19 protein-coding genes are annotated in these 19,641 nt (G+C 72.6%); 12 read left to right on the forward strand and 7 right to left on the reverse strand.

The window, feature by feature from the left end; all coding sequences use genetic code 11:
* Positions 1–331 precede the first annotated feature (331 nt).
* From ACZ79I_RS38930 to ACZ79I_RS38960, 7 genes are all read left to right on the forward strand, one after another.
* On the forward strand, positions 332–856 hold the full coding sequence (locus ACZ79I_RS38930; RefSeq protein WP_471504497.1) for a flavin reductase family protein: 525 nt from the start codon (positions 332–334) through the stop codon (positions 854–856).
* A gap of 59 nt (positions 857–915) precedes the next feature.
* Entirely contained in the window at positions 916–2,367 is a 1,452-nt protein-coding gene (hpaB, locus tag ACZ79I_RS38935; protein ID WP_471504499.1) for a 4-hydroxyphenylacetate 3-monooxygenase, oxygenase component, read from the forward strand.
* Between the two features lie 14 nt (positions 2,368–2,381).
* Positions 2,382–3,830 (forward strand): fumarylacetoacetate hydrolase family protein, encoded by a 1,449-nt coding sequence (locus tag ACZ79I_RS38940; RefSeq protein ID WP_471504501.1) that lies wholly within the window; start codon positions 2,382–2,384, stop codon positions 3,828–3,830.
* Positions 3,827–4,762, forward strand: a complete 936-nt coding sequence (dapA, locus tag ACZ79I_RS38945; RefSeq protein ID WP_471504503.1) for a 4-hydroxy-tetrahydrodipicolinate synthase — start codon at positions 3,827–3,829, stop codon at positions 4,760–4,762. Before ACZ79I_RS38940 ends, dapA begins: the two co-directional genes overlap by 4 nt.
* Positions 4,759–6,249: a 5-carboxymethyl-2-hydroxymuconate semialdehyde dehydrogenase gene (gene hpaE, locus ACZ79I_RS38950; RefSeq protein ID WP_471504505.1), complete on the forward strand. Its 1,491-nt coding sequence runs from the start codon at positions 4,759–4,761 to the stop codon at positions 6,247–6,249. Before dapA ends, hpaE begins: the two co-directional genes overlap by 4 nt.
* Positions 6,246–7,256, forward strand: coding sequence for a 3,4-dihydroxyphenylacetate 2,3-dioxygenase (gene hpaD / locus ACZ79I_RS38955; RefSeq protein WP_471504507.1), 1,011 nt, complete (start codon positions 6,246–6,248; stop codon positions 7,254–7,256). The genes hpaE and hpaD overlap by 4 nt, the downstream gene beginning before the upstream one ends.
* A 268-nt stretch (positions 7,257–7,524) precedes the next feature.
* Positions 7,525–8,940: a glutamate decarboxylase gene (locus ACZ79I_RS38960; protein WP_471504509.1), complete on the forward strand. Its 1,416-nt coding sequence runs from the start codon at positions 7,525–7,527 to the stop codon at positions 8,938–8,940.
* Positions 8,941–9,019: 79 nt separating this feature from the next.
* Here the strand turns inward: ACZ79I_RS38960 and ACZ79I_RS38965 are convergent, their stop codons facing one another.
* A complete protein-coding gene (locus tag ACZ79I_RS38965) occupies positions 9,020–9,415 on the reverse strand; it encodes a group I truncated hemoglobin (protein WP_471504511.1) in 396 nt (131 codons plus the stop codon).
* 111 nt (positions 9,416–9,526) lie between these two features.
* Positions 9,527–10,405, reverse strand: coding sequence for a methyltransferase domain-containing protein (locus ACZ79I_RS38970; protein WP_471504513.1), 879 nt, complete (start codon positions 10,403–10,405; stop codon positions 9,527–9,529).
* 486 nt (positions 10,406–10,891) lie between these two features.
* Between ACZ79I_RS38970 and ACZ79I_RS38975 the strand changes: the two genes are divergently transcribed.
* Positions 10,892–12,094: a TIGR04053 family radical SAM/SPASM domain-containing protein gene (locus ACZ79I_RS38975; protein ID WP_471504515.1), complete on the forward strand. Its 1,203-nt coding sequence runs from the start codon at positions 10,892–10,894 to the stop codon at positions 12,092–12,094.
* Between the two features lie 87 nt (positions 12,095–12,181).
* Here the strand turns inward: ACZ79I_RS38975 and ACZ79I_RS38980 are convergent, their stop codons facing one another.
* Entirely contained in the window at positions 12,182–12,355 is a 174-nt protein-coding gene (locus ACZ79I_RS38980; protein WP_471504517.1) for a CsbD family protein, read from the reverse strand.
* Between the two features lie 237 nt (positions 12,356–12,592).
* On the opposite strand from ACZ79I_RS38980, the gene ACZ79I_RS38985 reads away from it, so the two are divergent.
* A complete protein-coding gene (locus ACZ79I_RS38985; RefSeq protein ID WP_471504520.1) occupies positions 12,593–13,486 on the forward strand; it encodes an SCO6745 family protein in 894 nt (297 codons plus the stop codon).
* Here ACZ79I_RS38985 and ACZ79I_RS38990 read toward each other — a convergent pair.
* The 3 genes from ACZ79I_RS38990 to ACZ79I_RS39000 all read right to left on the reverse strand — a co-directional run bounded on the left by ACZ79I_RS38990 (position 13,468) and on the right by ACZ79I_RS39000 (position 15,584).
* Positions 13,468–13,932 (reverse strand): hypothetical protein, encoded by a 465-nt coding sequence (locus ACZ79I_RS38990; protein ID WP_471504524.1) that lies wholly within the window; start codon positions 13,930–13,932, stop codon positions 13,468–13,470. The genes ACZ79I_RS38985 and ACZ79I_RS38990 overlap by 19 nt on opposite strands.
* Before the next feature lie 165 nt (positions 13,933–14,097).
* Entirely contained in the window at positions 14,098–14,622 is a 525-nt protein-coding gene (locus ACZ79I_RS38995; protein ID WP_471504527.1) for a hypothetical protein, read from the reverse strand.
* Between the two features lie 152 nt (positions 14,623–14,774).
* On the reverse strand, positions 14,775–15,584 hold the full coding sequence (locus ACZ79I_RS39000; RefSeq protein ID WP_471504531.1) for an SGNH/GDSL hydrolase family protein: 810 nt from the start codon (positions 15,582–15,584) through the stop codon (positions 14,775–14,777).
* Between the two features lie 391 nt (positions 15,585–15,975).
* Between ACZ79I_RS39000 and ACZ79I_RS39005 the strand changes: the two genes are divergently transcribed.
* The 3 genes from ACZ79I_RS39005 (at position 15,976) to ACZ79I_RS39015 (ending at position 18,798) form a co-directional block, all read left to right on the forward strand.
* Positions 15,976–16,377, forward strand: coding sequence for a bifunctional 3-phenylpropionate/cinnamic acid dioxygenase ferredoxin subunit (locus ACZ79I_RS39005; RefSeq protein WP_471504535.1), 402 nt, complete (start codon positions 15,976–15,978; stop codon positions 16,375–16,377).
* Positions 16,374–17,537 carry an NAD(P)/FAD-dependent oxidoreductase gene (locus ACZ79I_RS39010; protein WP_471504537.1) on the forward strand — a complete coding sequence of 388 codons (1,164 nt, stop codon included), beginning with the start codon at positions 16,374–16,376 and terminating at the stop codon, positions 17,535–17,537. The genes ACZ79I_RS39005 and ACZ79I_RS39010 overlap by 4 nt, the downstream gene beginning before the upstream one ends.
* Before the next feature lie 130 nt (positions 17,538–17,667).
* A complete protein-coding gene (locus ACZ79I_RS39015) occupies positions 17,668–18,798 on the forward strand; it encodes an aromatic ring-hydroxylating oxygenase subunit alpha (RefSeq protein WP_471504539.1) in 1,131 nt (376 codons plus the stop codon).
* Between the two features lie 13 nt (positions 18,799–18,811).
* On the opposite strand, the gene ACZ79I_RS39020 is transcribed toward ACZ79I_RS39015, so the two are convergent.
* Entirely contained in the window at positions 18,812–19,558 is a 747-nt protein-coding gene (locus ACZ79I_RS39020) for an IclR family transcriptional regulator (protein ID WP_471505505.1), read from the reverse strand.
* Positions 19,559–19,641 lie beyond the last annotated feature (83 nt).

The raw sequence follows: 19,641 nt of genomic DNA on the forward strand, positions 1-19,641 counted from the left end.
GAACTCCCGGAGCAGAGATCGACACATCGGGGAAGCGAGCCGTCCGCCCACGGTTCGACCGGCGGTGCAGGGTCCCCGCCCGGGTACTCCCTGCCGCGAGGTCACAAGCTAAGTGAGCCACGCCACGGTGACAAGGCTCCGGCGCCGGTCATGACCGGGGGGTTCCCAAGTCCGGGACGCCGGGGTACCGTCCGCATTTAATCAAAGCTTTGATCAGTTCTGCGGCAGCGGCTTTCCTCTGCCGCGGCCGCAGGACGCGGCTCTCCCGGCCCGCCCGCCGGGAGAGCCGTCCTTTCCCGACACCCCGTTGACCAGGCAGGTGAGTCCCGCCATGCCCGCTGCACCCCTCTCGGCCCTGCCCCGCACGGCCGAGCCGGATCCCGGCGCCCTGCGCGCCTGCATGTCCCGCTTTCCCACCGGCGTCACCGTGGTGACCTTCGACGACGACGGCGCACCACGCGGCGCCACCATGAACTCCTTCACCTCGGTGTCCGCAGATCCGCCGCTGGTGCTGGTCAGCGTGGCCCGCGGGGCCCGCTGCCACCGCCGGCTGACCGGCCGCCCCTTCTGCGTCAACATCCTCGGCGCGGAACAGGAACCGCTGGCCCGGCTGTTCGCCGGAGCCGGCGGACCGGCCGAGCCGCGCTGGGCGGCCGGGGCGCGGGTGCCCCGGCTCGCCAACCCGCTCGCCTGGGTGGAGTGCGCGCCCTGGCGCTCCTACGAGGCCGGGGACCACACCCTCGTCCTCGGCCGCGTCACCGACCTCGGCCACCGTGACGGCGACGCCCTCACCTACGCCTGGAGCCGTTTCGGCACCGCGGTGGAGGCCACCGAGGGCGTCGAACACCTCATCTGAACCGGCCCCGCACCCGCCCTTCGACCGTTCCGCCCGATTCGCCCGTAAGGAAGACCAGCATGGCCGCACGCACCGGCGAAGAGTTCCTCGACCGCCTCTCCCGATCCCGCCCCACGGTGCACATCCAGGGGGAAACGCTCACCGGCTCCGTCCAGGACCACCCCGCCTTCCGCAACGTGGTCCGCAGCTACGCGGAGCTGTACGACCTCCAGCACGCCCCGGAGCACAAGGACGTGCTCACCTACCCCTCACCGACCTCCGGGGAGCCCGTCGCCACCTCCTTCCTCACTCCCCGCACCCCCGAGGACCTGGCCAGACGGCGCCGGGCGTTCAAGGTCTGGGCCGACCACAGCATGGGCATGCTCGGCCGCACCGGCGACTACCTCAACAGCTCGCTGATGGCGCTCGCCTCCGCCGCGGACTGGTTCGCTCAGGCCGATCCCGCCTTCGGCGAGAACATCCGCCGCTACTACGAGAAGGTCCGCGAAGAGGACCTGCTGTGCACCCACACCCTGATCCCCCCGCAGGCCAACCGCGCGGTCGCGGGCACCCGGCAGGGCGACGGACGGCTGGCCGCCCGCATCGTCCGCGAGGACGACAACGGCGTGGTGGTCCGCGGCGCCCGGATGCTCGCCACCATCGCCCCGTTCGCCGACGAGATGCTGGTCTTCCCCTCCACCGTGCTGCGCGGCACCCCCGAGGACAAGCCGTACTCGTACGCGTTCGCCGTCCCCAACGATGCCAAGGGACTGCGCTACATCGCCCGGGAGCCGCTGGACCACGACCGGCCGCGCCACGACCACCCGCTGGGCTCCCGCTTCGAGGAGAGCGACGCCGTGGTCGTCTTCGACGACGTCCACGTCCCCTACGAGCGCTGCTTCGTGCTGGGCGACCCGGAGCTGTGCAACGGCTTCTACGCCCAGACCTCCTCCGTGGTGCACATGTCCCATCAGGTGGTCACCCGCACCACCGCCAAGACCGAGTACATCCTCGGTCTGGTGTCGCTGCTCACCGAAGCCATCGGCATCGAGCAGTTCCAGCACGTCCAGCAGGACATCGCCGAGGTCATCACCACCCTGGAGACCCTGCGCGCCTTCCTCCGCGCCGCCGAGGCCGACGCCGAGATCAACGAACACGGGGTGCTCACCCCCGCGTTCGCCCCGCTCAACGCGGCCCGGAACCTCTACCCCCGGCTCTACCAGCGCTTCCCGGAGATCCTGCGGAAGTTCGGCGCCTCCGGTCTGATGGCCACCCCGACCCAGGCCGATGTGACCGGCCCCGCCGCCGGTGACATCGAGGCGTACCTGCAGTCCGCCTCCCTCAGCGGCGCGGACCGCGTGAAGCTGTTCCGGCTGGTGTGGGACACCTGCATCTCCGCGTTCTCCGGCCGCCAGGCGCTGTACGAGTACTACTTCTTCGGCGACCCGGTGCGCATGGCCGGCGCCTATGTCCAGGGCTACGACCGCGAACCGTACAAGGCCCGGGTCCGGGCGTTCCTCGACCGCGCCTGAGCAGGTGGGACGCCATGCCGCACCCGCTCGGGACCACCCCCTCGAAGATCATCGCCGTTCATGTCAACTACCCCAGCCGGGCACGGGAGCGCGGCCGGGTCCCCGCGGCCCCCTCCTACTTCCTCAAACCCCCCTCCTCCCTCGCGGGCACCGGGGAGGCGATCGTCCGCCCGCGCGGTTGCGAACTCCTCGCCTTCGAAGGGGAGATCGCCCTGGTCATCGGCGAGCGGGCGCGGCGCGTCCGCCCCGAGGACGGCTGGCGCCACGTCCGGTGGGTGACCGCCGCCAACGACGCCGGCGTGTACGACCTGCGCCATGCCGACCGCGGCTCGAACCTGCGGTCCAAGGGCGCGGACGGGTTCACGCCCATCGGGCCGCGGCTGCTCCAAGCCCGTGAACTCGACCCGGCACGACTGAGGCTGCGCACCTGGGTCAACGGCGAACTCGTGCAGGACGACACCAGCGACACCCTGCTGTTCCCGTTCGCCGAACTCGTCGCCGACCTGTCCCGGCTCCTCACCCTGGAGCCGGGGGACGTGATCCTCACCGGTACCCCGGCCGGGGCCTCGGTGGCCTCGCCCGGTGATGTGGTCGAGGTCGAGATCACCGCGGACGGCCGTACCACGGGGCGGCTGCGCAACCCGGTCTCGGAGGCCGGCCACGACCTGGAGCCCTGGGGCGCCATGCCGCGCACCGGCCCGGCCGACCGCGCCGCCGCCCTGGGCGCCGCCCACCGGGCCGCACCCGAACTCGACCCCGTCACCGCGCAGGGCCTGCGGTCGGTGGCCGTCGCCACCCTCAGCGCACAGCTGCGCCGACGCGGCCTGCCGCACATGAGCCTGGACGGTCTGCGGCCCACCCGGCCCGGCGACACCATGGTCGGCGTCGCTCACACCCTGCGCTACCTGCCCCTGCGCGAAGACCTGTTCGAGCGCTACGGGACGGGCATGAACGCGCAGAAGCGCGCGGTGGAGGAGCTCCGCCCCGGCCAGGTCCTGGTGATGGACGCGCGCCGCGACACCAGCGCCGGCACCCTCGGCGACATCCTCGCGCTGCGCGCCCTGCAGCGCGGCGCGGCCGGGGTGGTCACCGACGGAGGACTGCGCGACAGCGCCGCCGTGGCCGGACTCCCGCTGCCCGTCTACCACGGCGGCGAACACCCGTCCGTACTCGGCCGCCGCCACGTCCCCTGGGACACCGGGGTGCCGATCGCCTGCGGCGGCGCCCTGGTCCAGCCGGGGGACCTGCTGGTCGGCGACGCCGACGGCGTGGTGGTCGTCCCGCCCGACCTGGCCGGGGAACTCGTCGCCGACTGCCGGGAGCAGGAGGCGCAGGAGCGGTTCATCACCGAGCAGGTGCGGGCCGGCCACGGCATCGACGGCCTCTACCCGCTCGGTCCGGCCTGGCGGCGCCGGTACGAACAGTGGCGCACGCAGCACACCCCAGAAGGAGACTCCGTATGAAGTTCCGCAGCGACCCCGGGGCCGTCCGCGGATCCATCGCCCCCCTCGTCACCCCCTTCGCCGACGACGGCTCCGTCGACCACACCTCCCTGCGCTCCCTGATCCGCTTCCAGCTCGACGCCGGATCCCACGGCATCTCCCTGGGCGGCTCCACGGGAGAGCCCGCGGCGCAGACCGCCGCCGAGCGGATCGCGGCCATGCGCACCGCGGCCGAGGAGATCGCCGACCGGGTGCCCTTCCTGCCCGGCACCGGCTCGCACAAGCTCGACGAGACCCTGGAGATCACGGACGCCGCACGGGCCCTGGGCGCGGACGCCGCCCTCGTCATCACCCCCTACTACGCGCGGCCCACCCAGGAAGGGCTCTACCAGTGGTACGCCACCGTGGCCCGGGAGTTCCCCGACCTGCCGCTGGTCATCTACAACGTGCCCTCGCGCACCGCCGTGGACGTGGCGCCGGAGACGGTGCGGCGGCTGTTCACCGACTTCGAGAACATCGTCGGGATCAAGGAGACCACCAAGGACTTCGAACACTTCTCCCGGGTCCTGCACCTCTGCGGCCGCTCACTGCTCGTCTGGTCCGGCATCGAACTGCTGTGCCTGCCGCTGCTGGCGCTCGGGGGTGCCGGATTCGTCAGCGCGGTCGCCAACCTCGCCCCGGAGGCGGTGGCCCGGATGTACGACCTGTGGGAGGAGGGCGCGTCCGACGCCGCCCGCGACCTGCACTACCGGCTGCACCCCCTGGTCGACCTGCTCTTCACCGAGACCAACCCCGCTCCCGCCAAGTGGGTGCTCCACCAGCAGGGCCGCATCGCCTCCCCCCATGTGCGCCCGCCGCTGGCGCCTCCCACCCCCGCCGGGACGGCCCGCATCCGCTCCCTGCTCGCCGAGGGCGGCGACCTCACCCGGCAGCTCCGAGAGGGCACACCATGACCGAGCACGCCCCGGCGGGACTGCCGGACACCATCCTCCACTGGATCGGTGGCGCATCCGTCGCCGGCCATGACGGACGCACCTTCGAGGTGGCCGACCCCGTCTCCAACACCCCCTACGCGCGGGCGGCCGCCGGCGGCCCCGCCGACATCGATCGGGCCGTGGCCGCCGCACGGGCCGCCTTCCCCGGCTGGTCGGAGCTCTCCGGCCGGGAACGCGCCCGCACCCTCCACCGGATCGCCGACGCCGTCGAGGACCGTCACGAGCTGCTGGCGCGCTTCGAGTCGTACGACACCGGACTGCCCATCACCCAGGCCCGGGGGCAGGCCCGGCGGGCCGCCGAGAACTTCCGGTACTTCGCGGACGTCGTCGTGGCCCTCGGCGAGGAGGCGTTCCGCCAGGGACACGAGCAGTTCAGCTACGTGGTGCGCACCGCCGCGGGCGTGGCCGGGCTGATCACCCCGTGGAACACCCCGTTCATGCTGGAGAGCTGGAAGCTCGCCCCGGCCCTCGCCGCGGGCTGCACCGTCGTCCTCAAGCCGGCCGAGTGGACCCCGCTGTCGGCGAGCCTGTGGCCGGAGATCCTCACCGCGGCGGGTGTGCCCGACGGCGCCGTCAACATCGTGCACGGCATCGGCGAAGAGGCCGGACAGGCACTCGTCGACCACCCTGCGGTGCCGCTGCTCTCCTTCACCGGCTCCACCACCACCGGCCGGCACATCGCGGGCAGCTCCGCCCGGCACCTCAAGACCCTGTCGATGGAGCTGGGCGGCAAGTCCCCGGTCGTCGTCTTCGCCGACGCCGACCTCGACGCGGCCCTCGACTCCGTCGTCTTCGGCGTCTTCTCGCTCAACGGCGAGCGCTGCACGGCCGGTTCCCGGGTCCTGGTGGAGCGCCCGCGCTACGCCGAGTTCACCCGCCGCCTCGCCGAACGGGCCGAGCGGGTCCGGGTCGGACCGCCCTCCGACCCCGGCACCGAGGTCGGCGCCCTGGTCCACCCCGAGCACTACGCCCGGGTGCTCGGTTACGTGGACCTCGGGAAGCAGGAGGCACGCCTGGTCGCGGGCGGCACCCGCCCCGCGCACCTGGACACCGGCAACTACCTCCAGCCGACCGTCTTCGCCGACACCCCGCGGGACGCCCGGATCTTCCAGGAGGAGATCTTCGGCCCCGTCGTGGCCGTCGCGCCGTTCGACGACGAGGCCGAGGCGGTGGAGCTCGCCAACGCCACCGAGTACGGCCTGGCGGCCTACGTCTGGACCTCCGACCTCAAGCGCGGACACCGGGTGGCGCACGCCGTCGAGTCCGGCATGGTCTGGATCAACTCGCACAACGTACGCGATCTGCGCACGCCCTTCGGCGGCGTCAAGGCGTCCGGGCTCGGCCGCGAGGGCGGAGCCCACAGCATCGACTTCTACACCGAATCCAAGATCGTGCACGTCGCCCTGGGCGAGGTGCACACCCCGCGCTTCGGAGGTACCGCATGACCACCGCACCCCCTGACGCTCCCGACGTCGTCCGCTCCGCCTATGCCCAGCTCGCCGTCACCGACCTGGCCCGGTCCCGCTGGTTCTGGGTGGACATGCTCGGACTGCACGTCCAGTACGAGGACGAGGACACGCTCTACCTGCGCGGCACCGACGAACTCACCCACCACAGCCTGGTGCTGCGCCGCGGGGACACCGCCGCACTCGACCACATCGCCTACCGGGTCCGCACCCCGCAGGACGTCGACCGGGCGGAGGCGTTCTTCACCGCGCTGGGGCGGCCGGTGCGCCGCGTCCCGGCCGGTGCGGGCACCCGGGGCATCGGCGACGCCGTCCGGGTCGTCGACCCGCTCGGGTTCCCGGTCGAGTTCTTCCACCACACCGAGCGCGCCGCCCGCCTCATCCAGCGCTACGACCTCCGGCGCGGCGCCGAGGTCGCCCGCCTGGACCACTTCAACCTCTGCACCCCGGACATCCCGGCCGCCTACCGGCACTACCGGTCGCTGGGGTTCGGCTGCTCCGAGACCATCGAGGGCGAGGGGCGGGAACTGTACGCGGCCTGGATGTACCGCAAGCAGACCGTGCACGACGTGGCCTTCACCGGCGGCGCGGGTCCCCGGCTGCACCACCTCGGGGTCGCCACCCACGAATCCCACCAGGTGCTGCGCACCGCCGACCTCTTCGGCGCGCTCCGCAAGGAGCACCACATCGAGCGCGGTCCCGGCCGGCACGGTGTCTCCAACGCCTTCTACCTCTATCTGCGCGACCCCGACGGCCACCGGGTGGAGATCTACACCTCCGACTACTACACCGGCGACCCGGACCACGAGACCCACCGCTGGAGTGTGCGGGACGACCGGCGCCGCGACTTCTGGGGCAACGCGGTCATCGAGTCCTGGTACAAGGAGGCATCCCCGGTCCTGGACCTGGAGGGCAGGCCGCAGCCGCTGTCGGAGTCCCTGCTGGACGAGTCCGCCGTGCGGGTCGGCGCCGACGGACTGGGGTGACCCCCGCACCGTCCCGGCCCCGGCCCACCGCCGGGGCGCGCATCGCCCCGGCACCGTGCTCTTCTTACGCGTCCCAGGGCAGGAGCCCGCCGGGCGGCCGGGTCATGGCGAACCCATGCCGGATATTCGCGAGAGGAAAATCCGGTTAACAGGTCTGCAAATCGGTCGCTGGATCGGTGTAATCGGCACCTATGTCGGACCGTGGAAAGACCTAGCGTCCGGGATGTACGCGGGCTGTTACACGCCTCAGAAAGGAAACCAGGCACCCATGTCCGTCCCGGATACCGGCGTAGCGCCGAAAGCAGACCTCGACGCCCTCATCACCTTCCCCGACCCCGGCCACCAGCCCCTCGGCGACCTCCCCCTGCCGGTCGAGGAGCTGCCCGGCTCGGAAGCGTCGCCGGACACGGTCTGCCGCCGTGTGCGGGACGAGCTGATGCTCGACGGCAACGCACGCCTCAACCTCGCCACCTTCGTCACGACGTGGATGGAGCCGCAGGCGCGGCAGCTCATGGCCGAGACGGCGGAGAAGAATCTCGCGGACCGCGCCGAGTATCCCCAGATCACCGCGATGGAGGAGCGGTGCGTGCAGATGCTGGCCCGGCTCTGGCACGCGCCGTACCCCGAACGGGTGCGCGGCTGCTCCACCACCGGGTCCAGCGAGGCCGCCATGCTCGGCGGCCTCGCGCTCAAGCGCCGCTGGCAGGCCCGTCGCCGCTCCCAGGGCAGGGACACCGCACGCCCGAACCTCGTGATGGGCGCGAACGTCCAGGTGTGCTGGAAGAAGTTCGCCAACTACTTCGAGGTGGAACCCCGTTGTGTCCCGATGGAACCGGGCCGGTATCACCTCACCCCCGACACGCTGACCGCCTACTGCGACGACAACACCATCGGTGTCGTCGCCGTCCTCGGGTCGACGTTCGACGGCTCCTACGAGCCCGTCGCCGACATCTGCATGGCCCTGGACGGCTACCAGGCCGCCACCGGAACCGATATCCCCGTGCATGTCGACGGCGCCTCCGGAGCCCTGGTGGCCCCCTTCCTCGACCCCGGCCTCATGTGGGACTTCCAACTCGAACGCGTCGCCTCCATCAACACCTCCGGACACAAGTACGGTCATGTCTTCCCCGGTCTCGGCTGGGCCCTGTGGCGCGACGCCGAAGCCCTCCCCGACGACCTGGTCTTCGAGGTCGACTACCTCGGGGGCAAGTCCCCGACCTTCACCCTCAACTTCTCGCGTCCCGGAGCCCATGTCGTCGCCCAGTACTACAGCTTCCTGCGCTACGGCTTCCCGGGCATGAGGCGCCTGGCGTCGCAGTGCCGCACGACGGCCCGCGCGCTCGCCGCGCAGATCCGCAGCATGCCGTCCTACGAGCTGATCACCGACGGCTCCGAGCTTCCGGCCTTCGCCTTCCGCGTCACGCCGGGCACCCCGGGCCTCAGCGTGTTCGACGTCTCCCAGGCCATGCGGGCACGAGGCTGGCATCTGCCCGCCTACACCTTCCCGGCTCCGTGCCAGGACATCTCCGTCCTGCGCCTGGTCGTACGGACCGGCTTCACCGCCGAACTCGCCCGGCTTTTCATCGCCGACCTGACCGAGGTCACCAGGCGTCTCCAGGCCCGTACTCCACGCGCCCTTCCGCCGCTTCTCAAACCCTCCACCGCGACCGAGCCCGGGGTCTGACCCCGCGTCCGGCCGCCGCGCCGGCCCGGCGGTGCCGGAGGCGCGGCCCGGCGGCCCGCCGCCGCGGCCGCGTTCCCGGTCACGCGGTGACGATGTCCTGCCGCAGCGGCAGCAGGGCCTGCGCGACGGTTGCGATCGTGGGCTCGTCGACCCCCGCTTCCGCGAGCGAGGCGGCCAGATGCCGTACGACCCGGTCGAAGGCGTCATCCGTGATCGACAGGTGCTCGTGCGCCGTGCGCATCGAACGGCCGGAGTAGGGGCGCGTCGCCCCGAGCGCCTGCCCGATGAAACGCCGCTGGTGCCGCTTGAGCCGTTCAAGGTCCACTCCGGTGAAGTACGGCCGCAGGCCGGGGTCGCCGAGCACCTTCCCGTAGAAGGCGTCGACGACCGCGCCGATCGCGGGTTCCCCGCCCAGTCGCTCGAACAGGCTCGGGGAGCCGGGCTGGGACGGCGTGGTGGAGACGGTGTCAGTCATGCCGCCAGCGTCCGGCCCGGTCCTTGCCGGTTCGTCAGCACGAGGTTTCCGAGCGGTCAGAACCCGCGCATCCGCCTCCGCGCCCCCTGGGAACGTTCCGTAACGCCGCGCTTACACGGCAGTCGTCGGTGTCCCGCCGCTGGGCCGGGGAGCGGCCGGGGCGGGAACGGCGACGAGGCCGAGCGCGCCCAGATGGGCCCGGTGCCGGTGGAAGACCCGCCGCATGTGCAGCACCCGGCGCCGGGCCACCGGGTCCCGCAGGGCCCGGCCGATGATGCCCAGGGCTCCGTCGGCTCCTTCGTCGGCGACGAGCCGCCGCGTCTCGAGAAGGGCCATCGGCACCGTCTTGCGGGCGATGACGGTGAACCCCTCGGCGGCCAGCAGGTCGCTCCAGCCGGCCGGGGTGAGGGGACGAGCGCCGATGTGCATGGCCTCGCACAGGTCCGTCGTTATCCTCTCGGCGTGCGCCGGGTCCAGCCCGTCGGGCAGCAGGCACAGTTCGTGGACGGCGTACCGGCCCGAGGAGCCGGCGAGGAGCCGGCGCGCCTCCCGCACGATCCGCCGCTTGGCGGGGTCGGGCTGCATCGTCAGCATCGCCTCCCCGTACACCACGGTGGCGCAGCCGTCGGGCAGACCGGTGCCCGCGGCGTCCGCGCGCACCGCCCTGACCTCGGTGGCGCCGGGTGCCGTCAGGGTGCCCAGCGCGGCCACGGCCGCGGCATCGCGGTCGACGGCGGTGTAGGCGGCGGGGGCGCGGGCGAGCGTCAGGCGGGCGGTGGCCCCCAGCCCCGCGGCCAGTTCCACCACCCGGTCGTCCGGTCCCACGCTCAGCCGGTCGAGCATCCAGCGCGTCAGGCGGATGCCACCCGGGCGCAGGACGCGTTTGCCCAGGCGTGCGAGGGTCCGGTGGCCGGGCAGACGGGCGGCGGCCGAGCCGCCGCCGGGCGGGCGGCTGGGCCGGGGCGGCCGTCCGCGATCGGTGCCAGCCATACACGTGCCTCCCTCGCCCTCGGCCCTCGCGCTCGCCGGGGCCGCGCAGGCAAGGCTAATTTCATTGTTTGCCGGTGTATGGGGCCGAACGTCCCCATCGAAGGGACCACCGGTCCGACCTCGGGCGCCGGACCGGTCGCCGGCACGCCGCCGGGTCCGTCCCGGAGCGCCCGGTGACCGGCGGAACCCGGCGGAAGGAGGGACCAACGGCCCTGGGACGGGGGCCAGTCGGCCGTGGGTCCGGATGCCGGGCGCGGTGCAGGCTGGCGGTGATCGAACCGGAGGTAGCTGCATGTACGACCGCACCGAGCGCCGGCCCGGCCCTGTCCGTCCCTGGCCGAGACCGGCGCGACGTTCGGTACGTACCCCCCGGTGCGGTCATCGTCCGGCCGCCCCGCACGTCTGCCCTGACTCCCGGGCGGCCGGACGTACGGCCGGCAGGCCGCGGTGAGCGGCGGGCGGGCGGTGCGCCGCCAGCGCCAGGACGTGGCCGACAGGCCGTTCATCGTGATCTGGGAGTCCACCCGGGCATGCCCCCTGGCCTGTCTGCACTGCCGTGCGGAGGCCGTGCCCGACCGGGACCCGGGAGAACTGGACACCAACGCGGCCAAGGAGCTGATGCGTCAGGTCGCCGCCTTCGGGCACCCGGCGCCGCTGTTCGTGATCACGGGCGGTGATCCCTTCCAGCGCCCCGACCTGCTGGAGCTGATCTCCTACGGGAAGGAGTCGGGGGTGCGGGTCGCCGTCTCCCCGTCCGGCACCCCCACCCTGACCCCCGAGCGGTTGCGGGCCGTCGACGCGGCCGGAGCGGTCGGGCTCTCGCTCAGCCTGGACGGCTCGACCGCCGCACTGCACGACGGGTTCCGCGGCGTGCCCGGCGTGTTCCGCTGGACCCTCGACGCCTGGGACGCCGCGCGCGAGCTGGGCATGAAGGTCCAGATCAACACCACGGTCACCCGGCACAACCTCCACGACCTGCCGGACGTCGTCCGCCTCGTCCATGATCACGGGGCGATGCTGTGGAGCGCTTTCTTCCTCGTACCGACCGGGCGCGGCAAGGTGCTCGGGGCGCTGACGGCCGGCGAGACCGAGGATGTCCTGAACTTCGTGTACGACGTCGGCCTGACCGTGCCCGCCAAGACCACCGAGGCCCACCACTTCCGCCGTGTCGCGCTGCAGCGGCGGATACTCGCGGACGGGGGCGAGGACCATGAGAAGGCGCTCCGACTCGGCCCGCTGTACCGGCGGTTGCGCGACCGGACCGGTGAACTGGGCCTCGCCACGGGGCAACGGCGCGTCCGCCGGCCACCGCTCGACGTCAACGCCGGCCGGGGCTTCGTCTTCGTCTCCCACACGGGGACCGTGCACCCCAGCGGATTCCTGCCGCTGGGCGCGGGCAGCGTGCGCGAGCGGCCGCTGACGGACATCTACCGCTCCTCGGAGCTGTTCACCGGCCTGCGCGACGCCGACCGGCTGGGCGGCCGGTGCGGCTCGTGCGAGTTCCGCCGGGTGTGCGGCGGCTCCCGTTCCCGGGCCTACGGGGTGACCGGCGACCCCTACGCCGAGGAGCCGTGGTGCGGTTACGTTCCCGGATCCTTCCCCTATCAGCGGGAGTTGGCCGCGCTGCTGACCGGGGACACGGCCGGGGACGTCGAGGGGGAGCCGGCGCCGCCGCGGGCGGCGCGGTGAGGGGCGTGGAGAACCGCCCCGCCCGAGCGGCCGGCCGGCGCCTCGACGGGCCCGGCCGGCCCTCGGGTACGGACGCGTGACCGCGCGTCAGCGCCGGAAGACGTCCTTGCCCTTCTCCTTGGCCTGGCGTGCGTCGCCCTTCGCCTTCTCGGCCCGCCCCTCGGCGGTCAGGCGCTCATTGCCCACCGCGCGGCCGACCGCCTCCTTGGCCTTCCCCTTGGCCTGCTCCTTCTTCGCCTTGGCCTTCTCGTCTCGTGCCACCGCTGCTCACTCCAAGCGACCCTCGACTCCGATGTCACAGACCGAGTGACCGCGAGCCGGCCTCGTAAACGGTGAGACCGTCGCCCCTGCCGGTCCCGGTCCCGGCCCTGGCCCCCGGCCGCCGGCGCGGCCAGGACCGGCGACTATGACAGTTGTCATGAAGGTGTGCTATGACAGCGGTCATGACGGGAATCGGGTGGTGCGAGGACCGCGGAACAGCGGAGCGAGGGGGGAACGGTGAGTGAGGTCTCGTCCCGGGCGATGTGGGAGCTGGCCGAACCGGTGCACGACCTCGTGTACTTCACCCCGGAGGCCGTGCAGACCGCCGGTGAGGTGGGGATGCGGGGCTTTTGGATGGGATACGTCGCGATGCGCGCCGCCCCGCTGGGACCGGTGCATCCGGCGGTGGTGACCAGCAGCTTCTATGTGTTCCACCCCGACCGGGTGGCCCGGGCCCTGCCGGACGCGTGGCGGTACGCGACGCCGCCGGAGGTCCTGGCGGCCCGGGAGCGGGCGGTGGACCTCGCCATGCGGCGGCTGTACGGGCGGGACGCGCTGCGCGGCGCGCCGATGGCCCAGGCGGCGGATCTCGCCTGGGACGCGGCCCAGGCGGCCGACACCGCCGGGCGCGTGCTGGGAGCCGCCAACCAGGCCCTCGAACGTCCGGCCGAGCCGCATGTGCGGCTGTGGCAGGCGGTGACCACGCTGCGCGAACACCGGGGTGACGGGCATGTCGCCGTACTGGTGGGCCGCGGTATCGGCCCGGTCCAGGCCATGGTGCTCAAGGCCGCCGCGGGAGAGTCGGACGGCGCGATGCTGCGTGAAGGCCGCAAATGGGATGCCGCGACGTGGCACGCCGCGGAAGCGGAGCTGCGGGAGCGCGGATGGGTCGATGACGACGGGGGTCTGACCTCCCGGGGAGCGGCCGAGCGCCGTGCGATCGAGGACGCGACCGACGCTGCCGCCGAAGGGCCGTGGCGCGCCGTGGGCCGGGGCGCGGCCGCACGACTCGCCGAACTGCTCACCCCGCTCGCGCGGACGGTGGTGGAGTCGGGGCTGATTCCCACGGGCAACCCGGTGGGGCTCACCGGCTCCCTGCTCGGCGGTTCACGTCAGTTCCACAGCGGGTAGGTCTCCACGCGCCCGTACCCGGCCGGGCGGCCGTCGGTGTAGACGAGGCTCATGCGGGCGTAGTGCCGCACCTGGGGATGCTTCTTCCAGACCTGCGGGTCGTCGAGCCGCACGATGACGCGGTACGAGTGGAATCTGCCCGCTGCGCAGTACGGCACGCAGTCGTTCACCACGTTGACGCCCTCGGCCAGCGCCGAGTCGGCGCCCCAGCTCGACCAGTGCAGCGAGGTGAGCAGGCTGTTGCCGTCACCGCAGGCGATCATGAAGTCGCCCGGCTGCAGCTGCGGGCGCCAGAAGCAGTCGACGAGCACGGGGTCCACGGGCTGCTGCCGCTGCGCGGTGTGCGCGGCCGGCGCCGCCCTGGGAGCGGCGGAGGCCGTCCCCATGACTCCGAGGAGCGATGCGGCGCAGAGCGCCACCGCCGTACTCACCGTGTGTCTCCGCATGTCCGCTCCCGGCTTGCTGATCTCCGGATCCATGCGCCCCTGCCCGGACTTCTCTAACCGACGCTACGACCGTGCCAGGGGATGCACCACTCGTACAGACGCCACGCCGTGTCGGCGTGCACGTCGCCGGGGCCGGGGACGGCCCCGGCGACGCGCCGCCAGGGGTCAGCAGCCCCCGCAGTTGTAGTACAGGACGTCCCAGTGGTTGCCCTCGTCGGCGTAGATGTTGCCGGCGCCGGACTGGTACTGCGGCGCGCCGTCGCCGCGCAGGCCGATGTACGTGAACGTGCCCTTGATGTAGTTGGTGACGCAGGTGTTCTTGCCGTAGTCGAGCTTGTAGCCGTTCCAGTGCGAGTAGGTGCCGCTGGCATGGCCGGTCTCGGTGCCGCCGGTGATGTTCAGCGCACAGCCCGAGGCGCCCTTGAGGGTCTGGGCGCCCTGGGCGGTGGCGAGGTTGAGCTGCTCGAAGGACGTGCAGGTCGAGTTGTTGCGGTCGGAGCAGTTGCCGGAGGACGACCAGGTGATGCCCACCTGACGGAACATCGAGGTGGCGGTGGCGTGGGAGATCTTGGTGACGGTGACGGTCTGGGCGCTGTCCTGGGCGGCGAGGGCGTCGCCGGCGCCGCCCAGGACAGCGAGGCCGGGGGCGACGGTGAGCGCGAGAGCCGTGAGGGCGGAGCGGATTTTCATACGAGGACCTCCTGCGGTCGGGCCGTGCGTCTCGTGGGGTCGGCGGTGCAGGTGGTGCACGCAGATGATGCCCGAGGTCTACGCGCGTCCGCCAGAGGGCGGGGCCCGCCGCCCGCCACGGGGCGGGGCGGGCGGCCACGGCCGGGCGGTGCTCAGGCCGCGCCGCTGAAGACGGGGAGGTAGCCGTCGGACTGCCCGAGCGCCGTGGGATGGTACGACTCGACGGGGGCGAGCCAGTTGACGCTGCGCAGCCAGGGGGTGCCGGAGCAGATCTCGTGCCCGGAGAAGGCGGTGGCGATGTCGGTGAAGGTGAACCCGTGGTCGGCGGCGCGTTTCGCGATCACGCTGTTGAGATGGTCCACGGCGTCGTTGACGGCGGAGCGGGCGGCCTCCGTCAGGCCCGCCACGCAGGTGCCCCCGAGCCGGTACAGGCGCGGATAGCCGAGCACCACGACGTGGGCGGCCCGGGCCTTGTCCCTGATCGCCGTGTAGAGACGGTCCAGGTCGTGCGGGAGGGTGCGGTCCATGTACGACCTGGCCTCGGTGATGACGGTCTGGCATGCGGTGTTGCCCCGCAGCACACACGTCGTCATGACCTCGCCGAAGCCCGCGTCGCTGCCCCCGGCCGTGATGCTGACCAGGCCCGTACGGGTGCCGAGCGGGCCGAGTTGCCTGGCCAGCACATCACTCGTGCGCGCGCCGTTGCACGCGGTGAAGGTGAACGACGACGGTGCATGCGCCGCCGCCCACAGGGCGGGATACGCCCGGCCGCTGCGCAGGCAGTCGCCACTGGAGCCCAGATAGCTGCCGGTCCCGACGCCGGCGGAGTAGGAGTCGCCGAGGGCCACGTATCCGGTGGCCGCCGTCTGCGGGGTCGCCTGCGCCGCGGCGGCACCCGTGACGGTGCAGGCGACGGCGAGAAGGAGGGAGGACATGCATGCCGCGATTCGGGACTGTCTCATACACCTCCCTTAGCACGGCCCGTTCGCCCCGGCCGTCATGGCCGTACCGCCGTGTCCTGCCCGGTGGAGAGGTGCCCGCGGCCGTGCCGTGGCCCGGAAACCCCCCGCATCCCGGGGGACTCGCGCCGCCCCGGGAGGGGGTGGCGGCCGGCCGCCCCGGGGCGGGCGTCACCCGAAGGGGCGTCACCCGCCCGGCGGTGTCCCGGCCACGCCTCGGCGGGCGCGCGCCGGCCCGGGTTCCCGTTCCCGTCCGGGCACGAGGCGTCCGGGATCGGGGAGGCGGTGAGCGGTGCCGGGCCGGGGCCGCCTGTTCCTTGACAAGGGTTCCGGGCCGCCCGCAGACTGATGTTGCGCTTATCGCAATCCGTTTCGCTATACGCACCGAGGTGTCATGATGATTCCCGCGTGCCGTCTCGCGGATCTGCCGCGAGGCGAGGCTCTCCGGCTCGACATCGATCCGCCGGTCTCCGTGTTCCACACCGATGACGGTGAGCTGTTCGCCATCGACGACACCTGCACCCACCAGGACGCCTCCCTCGCCGACGGCTGGCTGGAGGGCTGCGCGGTGGAATGCCCGCTGCACGCCTCCACGTTCGACCTCCGCACCGGTGCCGTCGACGCCCCGCCGGCCAGGCTCCCGGTGCGCACCCACGAGGTCGTCGTCGAGGACGGGATGATCTACATCCGGCTGTCCGCCCAGGCCCCCAACCTTCCCCCCGGTTCCCGGCTTCGCTCGGACAGGGGGCACGCCCGTCCCTGCGTCGCGTCCCGTCTCGCCGGGGGCACCGCGTGAGGACCGTGGCCGTGGTGGGCGCCTCGCTGGCCGGGCTGTCGGCGGCGCGCTCGTTGCGGAAACGGGGGTACGACGGGCGGCTGGTCGTCATAGGGGACGAGCCCCACCGTCCGTACGACCGGCCGCCGTTGTCCAAGGAGTTCCTGTCCGGTGCCATGGGCGAAGCGGATCTCGCACTGGAGACGGACGACGAGGACCTGCGGGCGGAATGGCTGCTCGGTACCCGCGCCACCGGACTCGACCGGGCCCACCGCGCCGTACGGCTCGCCGGCGGCCGTGAGGTGAGGGCCGACGGGGTCGTCATCGCGACCGGTGCGGCCGCGCGCCGGCTGCCCGGCGCCCACGGCCTGGCCGGGGTGCATGTGCTGCGCACCCTGGACGATGCCCGCGCCGTGCGTGACGAACTGGCGTGCGGCGGACGGCTGGTGGTGGTCGGCGCCGGCTTCGTCGGCGCCGAGGTCGCCTCCACCGCCCGCGCCCTCGGGCTCGATGTGACCGTTGTCGAGGCGGCCCCGGCACCGCTGGCCGGAGCGCTCGGCCGGGCCATGGGCGGCGTCGTCTCCGCCCTCCACGCCGACCACGGTGTACGGCTGTCGTGCGGTGTGGGCGTCAAGGGGCTGAGCGGCGGGAGCCGAGTCGGTGCCGTGCTGCTCGAGGACGGCCGCAGCATCCCCGCCGACACCGTGGTCGTCGGGGTGGGCGCGCGCCCGTGCGTCGAGTGGCTGGAGGGATCCGGTGTCGCGCTCGACGACGGCGTCAAGTGCGGCGCGGACGGCCGCACCGGCGTGGGTGGTGTGGTCGCCGTCGGTGACTGCGCCTCCTGGTACGACCCCCGCATCGGCCGCCGTCGCCGGGTCGAGCACTGGACCGGCGCACGGGAACGGCCCGACGCCGCCGTCGCCGCGCTGCTGTCCTGGGGCGCGGTGGAACCGGGCGTGCCCAGGCCGCCGTACTTCTGGTCCGACCAGTACGGTGTGAAGCTCCAGTTCGCCGGTCATGCGGCCGGCGCGGACAGCGTGACCGTCGAGGAGGGCGCCACCGGCGACCGCTGCTTCCTCGCCGTGTACCGGCGTGCCGGCCATCCCGTCGCCGCGCTCGCGATGAACCAGCCGCGGTTGTTCACCCGCTGGCGCAAAAGGCTCGCCGGCGCCACCGCGTGACACCACCGGCGCCGCCTCCCGCGCCGCACTCTGCCGGAGTGCGCGGCGCCGCCCCGTCCACAACGCCGTCCGGAGCCGCTCTTCCCGGCGCGTGAACGACCGATCCACGACGTTTTCCGAGGAGTGCACCGTGACCTCGACCAGCCTGCCCGAGAGCCTGATCGCCACCCTTCCCGGCTCCTTCTACACGGACCCCGGGATCTTCGCCCAGGAGCAGGAGCGCATCTTCGAGAGGATGTGGTTCTGCGTCGCCCGGTCGTCCGACCTGGCCGGACCCGGGGCCTTCCGGACCGTGGACGTGGGCCGTGAGAGCGTCCTCGTCACCCGCGCCCGCGACGCCTCCGTCCGCGCCTACTTCAACGTCTGCCGGCACCGCGGGGCCAGGATCTGCACGGAGCGGTCCGGCGAGGTCAAGAGGGCCTTCCAATGCCCGTACCACGCCTGGACGTACGACCTGACGGGGAAGCTCGTGGCGGCGCCCAACCTCACCAGGATGCCCGATGTCGGCCGCACCGAGTACGGCCTGGCGGGCGTCGCCGTCCGCGAGTGGCTCGGCTACGTCTGGGTGTGCCTGGCGCAGGACCCGCCCCCCTTCGAGGAGGTCGTCGGCGAGGTCGTCACCCGCCTCGGCGACATGGAGTCGATCGAGCACTACGGCATGGCCGGCCTCGCGGTCGGCAAGCGGATCGTCTACGACGTCAGGGCGAACTGGAAGCTCATCGTCGAGAACTTCATGGAGTGCTACCACTGCGCCACGATCCACCCCGAACTCACCGAGGTGCTCCCCGAGTTCGCCGACGGCTACGCCGCCCAGTACTACGTCGGCCACGGCGCCGAGTTCGGTGCGCGGATCCAGGGCTTCACCGTCGACGGCTCGCCGGGCCTCGATCGCATCCCGGGAGTGTCCGAGGAACAGGACCGCCGCTACTACGCGATCACCGTCAAGCCGCAGGTCTTCATCAACCTCGTCCCCGACCATGTGATCTTCCACCGGATGTACCCGGTGGCCGTCGACCGCACGGTCGTCGAGTGCGACTGGCTCTACCTGCCCGGCGTGGTGGAGGGCGGCAAGGACATCAGCCGTTCCGTGGAGCTCTTCGACCGGGTCAACCGCCAGGACTTCGACGCCTGTGAGCGCACCCAGCCCGGAATGGGCTCCCGGGTGTACGCCGGGGGCGGCGTCCTGGTGCCCAGCGAGCACCACCTCGGTGCCTTCCACGACTGGGTGCACGAGCGCCTGGGCACCCGGCCGCCGCAATAGCGGCGGCCGCGGCTCAGCCCAGGTAGCCCATCCGGTGGCTGATCTCCTCCGCGCCCTTCAGCAGGAGCGGGGCCAGCTCGTGCATGCGCTCCTCGGTGAACCGGTACGAGGGTCCGGACGCGCTGATGGCGGCGACGACCCGGCCCTCCCGGTCGCGGATCGGCGCCGCCATGGCGTGCAGCCCGATCTCCAGCTCCTCCAGCGTCAGGGCGTAGCCGCGCTCCCGGGCCTCGGCAAGGTTCTTCTCGAGCTTCGACTTCGCGGTCAGGGTGTGCGGCGTCGCCTTCTTCAGGCCCGCCTCCGACAGCAGCGCGCTACGCTCCGCCGCCGGCAGGTACGCCAGCAGGATCTTGCCGCTCGACGTGGCGTGCAGCGGCGTCAGCTGGCCGACCCAGTTGTGCGCGGCGACCGCCCCCGGGCCGCGCACCTGGCAGAGGTTGACCGCGTAGCGCTCCTGCAGCACCGCGATGTTGACCGTCTCCCCGATCTCCTCGGCGAGGCGCTCGCAGACCGGGCGGCCCTGCTGGGTGATGTCGATCCGGCCGGTGACGGCGCCGGCCAGGCGTACGATGCCGAAACCGAGCCGGTACTTGCCGCGTTCGCCGGCCTGTTCCACCAGGCCGCGCGCCTCCAGGGCACCCAGCAGACGGAACGCGGTGGACTTGTGGACGTCGATCTCGGCGGCCACCTCGCTGACGCCCGCCTCGCCGCGCTGGGCCAGGATCTCGAGGACGCTGATGGCCCGGTCGACGGACTGCACCCCGCCGGCCTGCGAACCCGTCGTTTCGGTATCTGGACTGTAGTTGCTCACAGCGAAACTATACGCGCAGTAAACAACGCGGA

It is taken from the genome of Streptomyces sp. PSU-S4-23 (assembly GCF_055632315.1).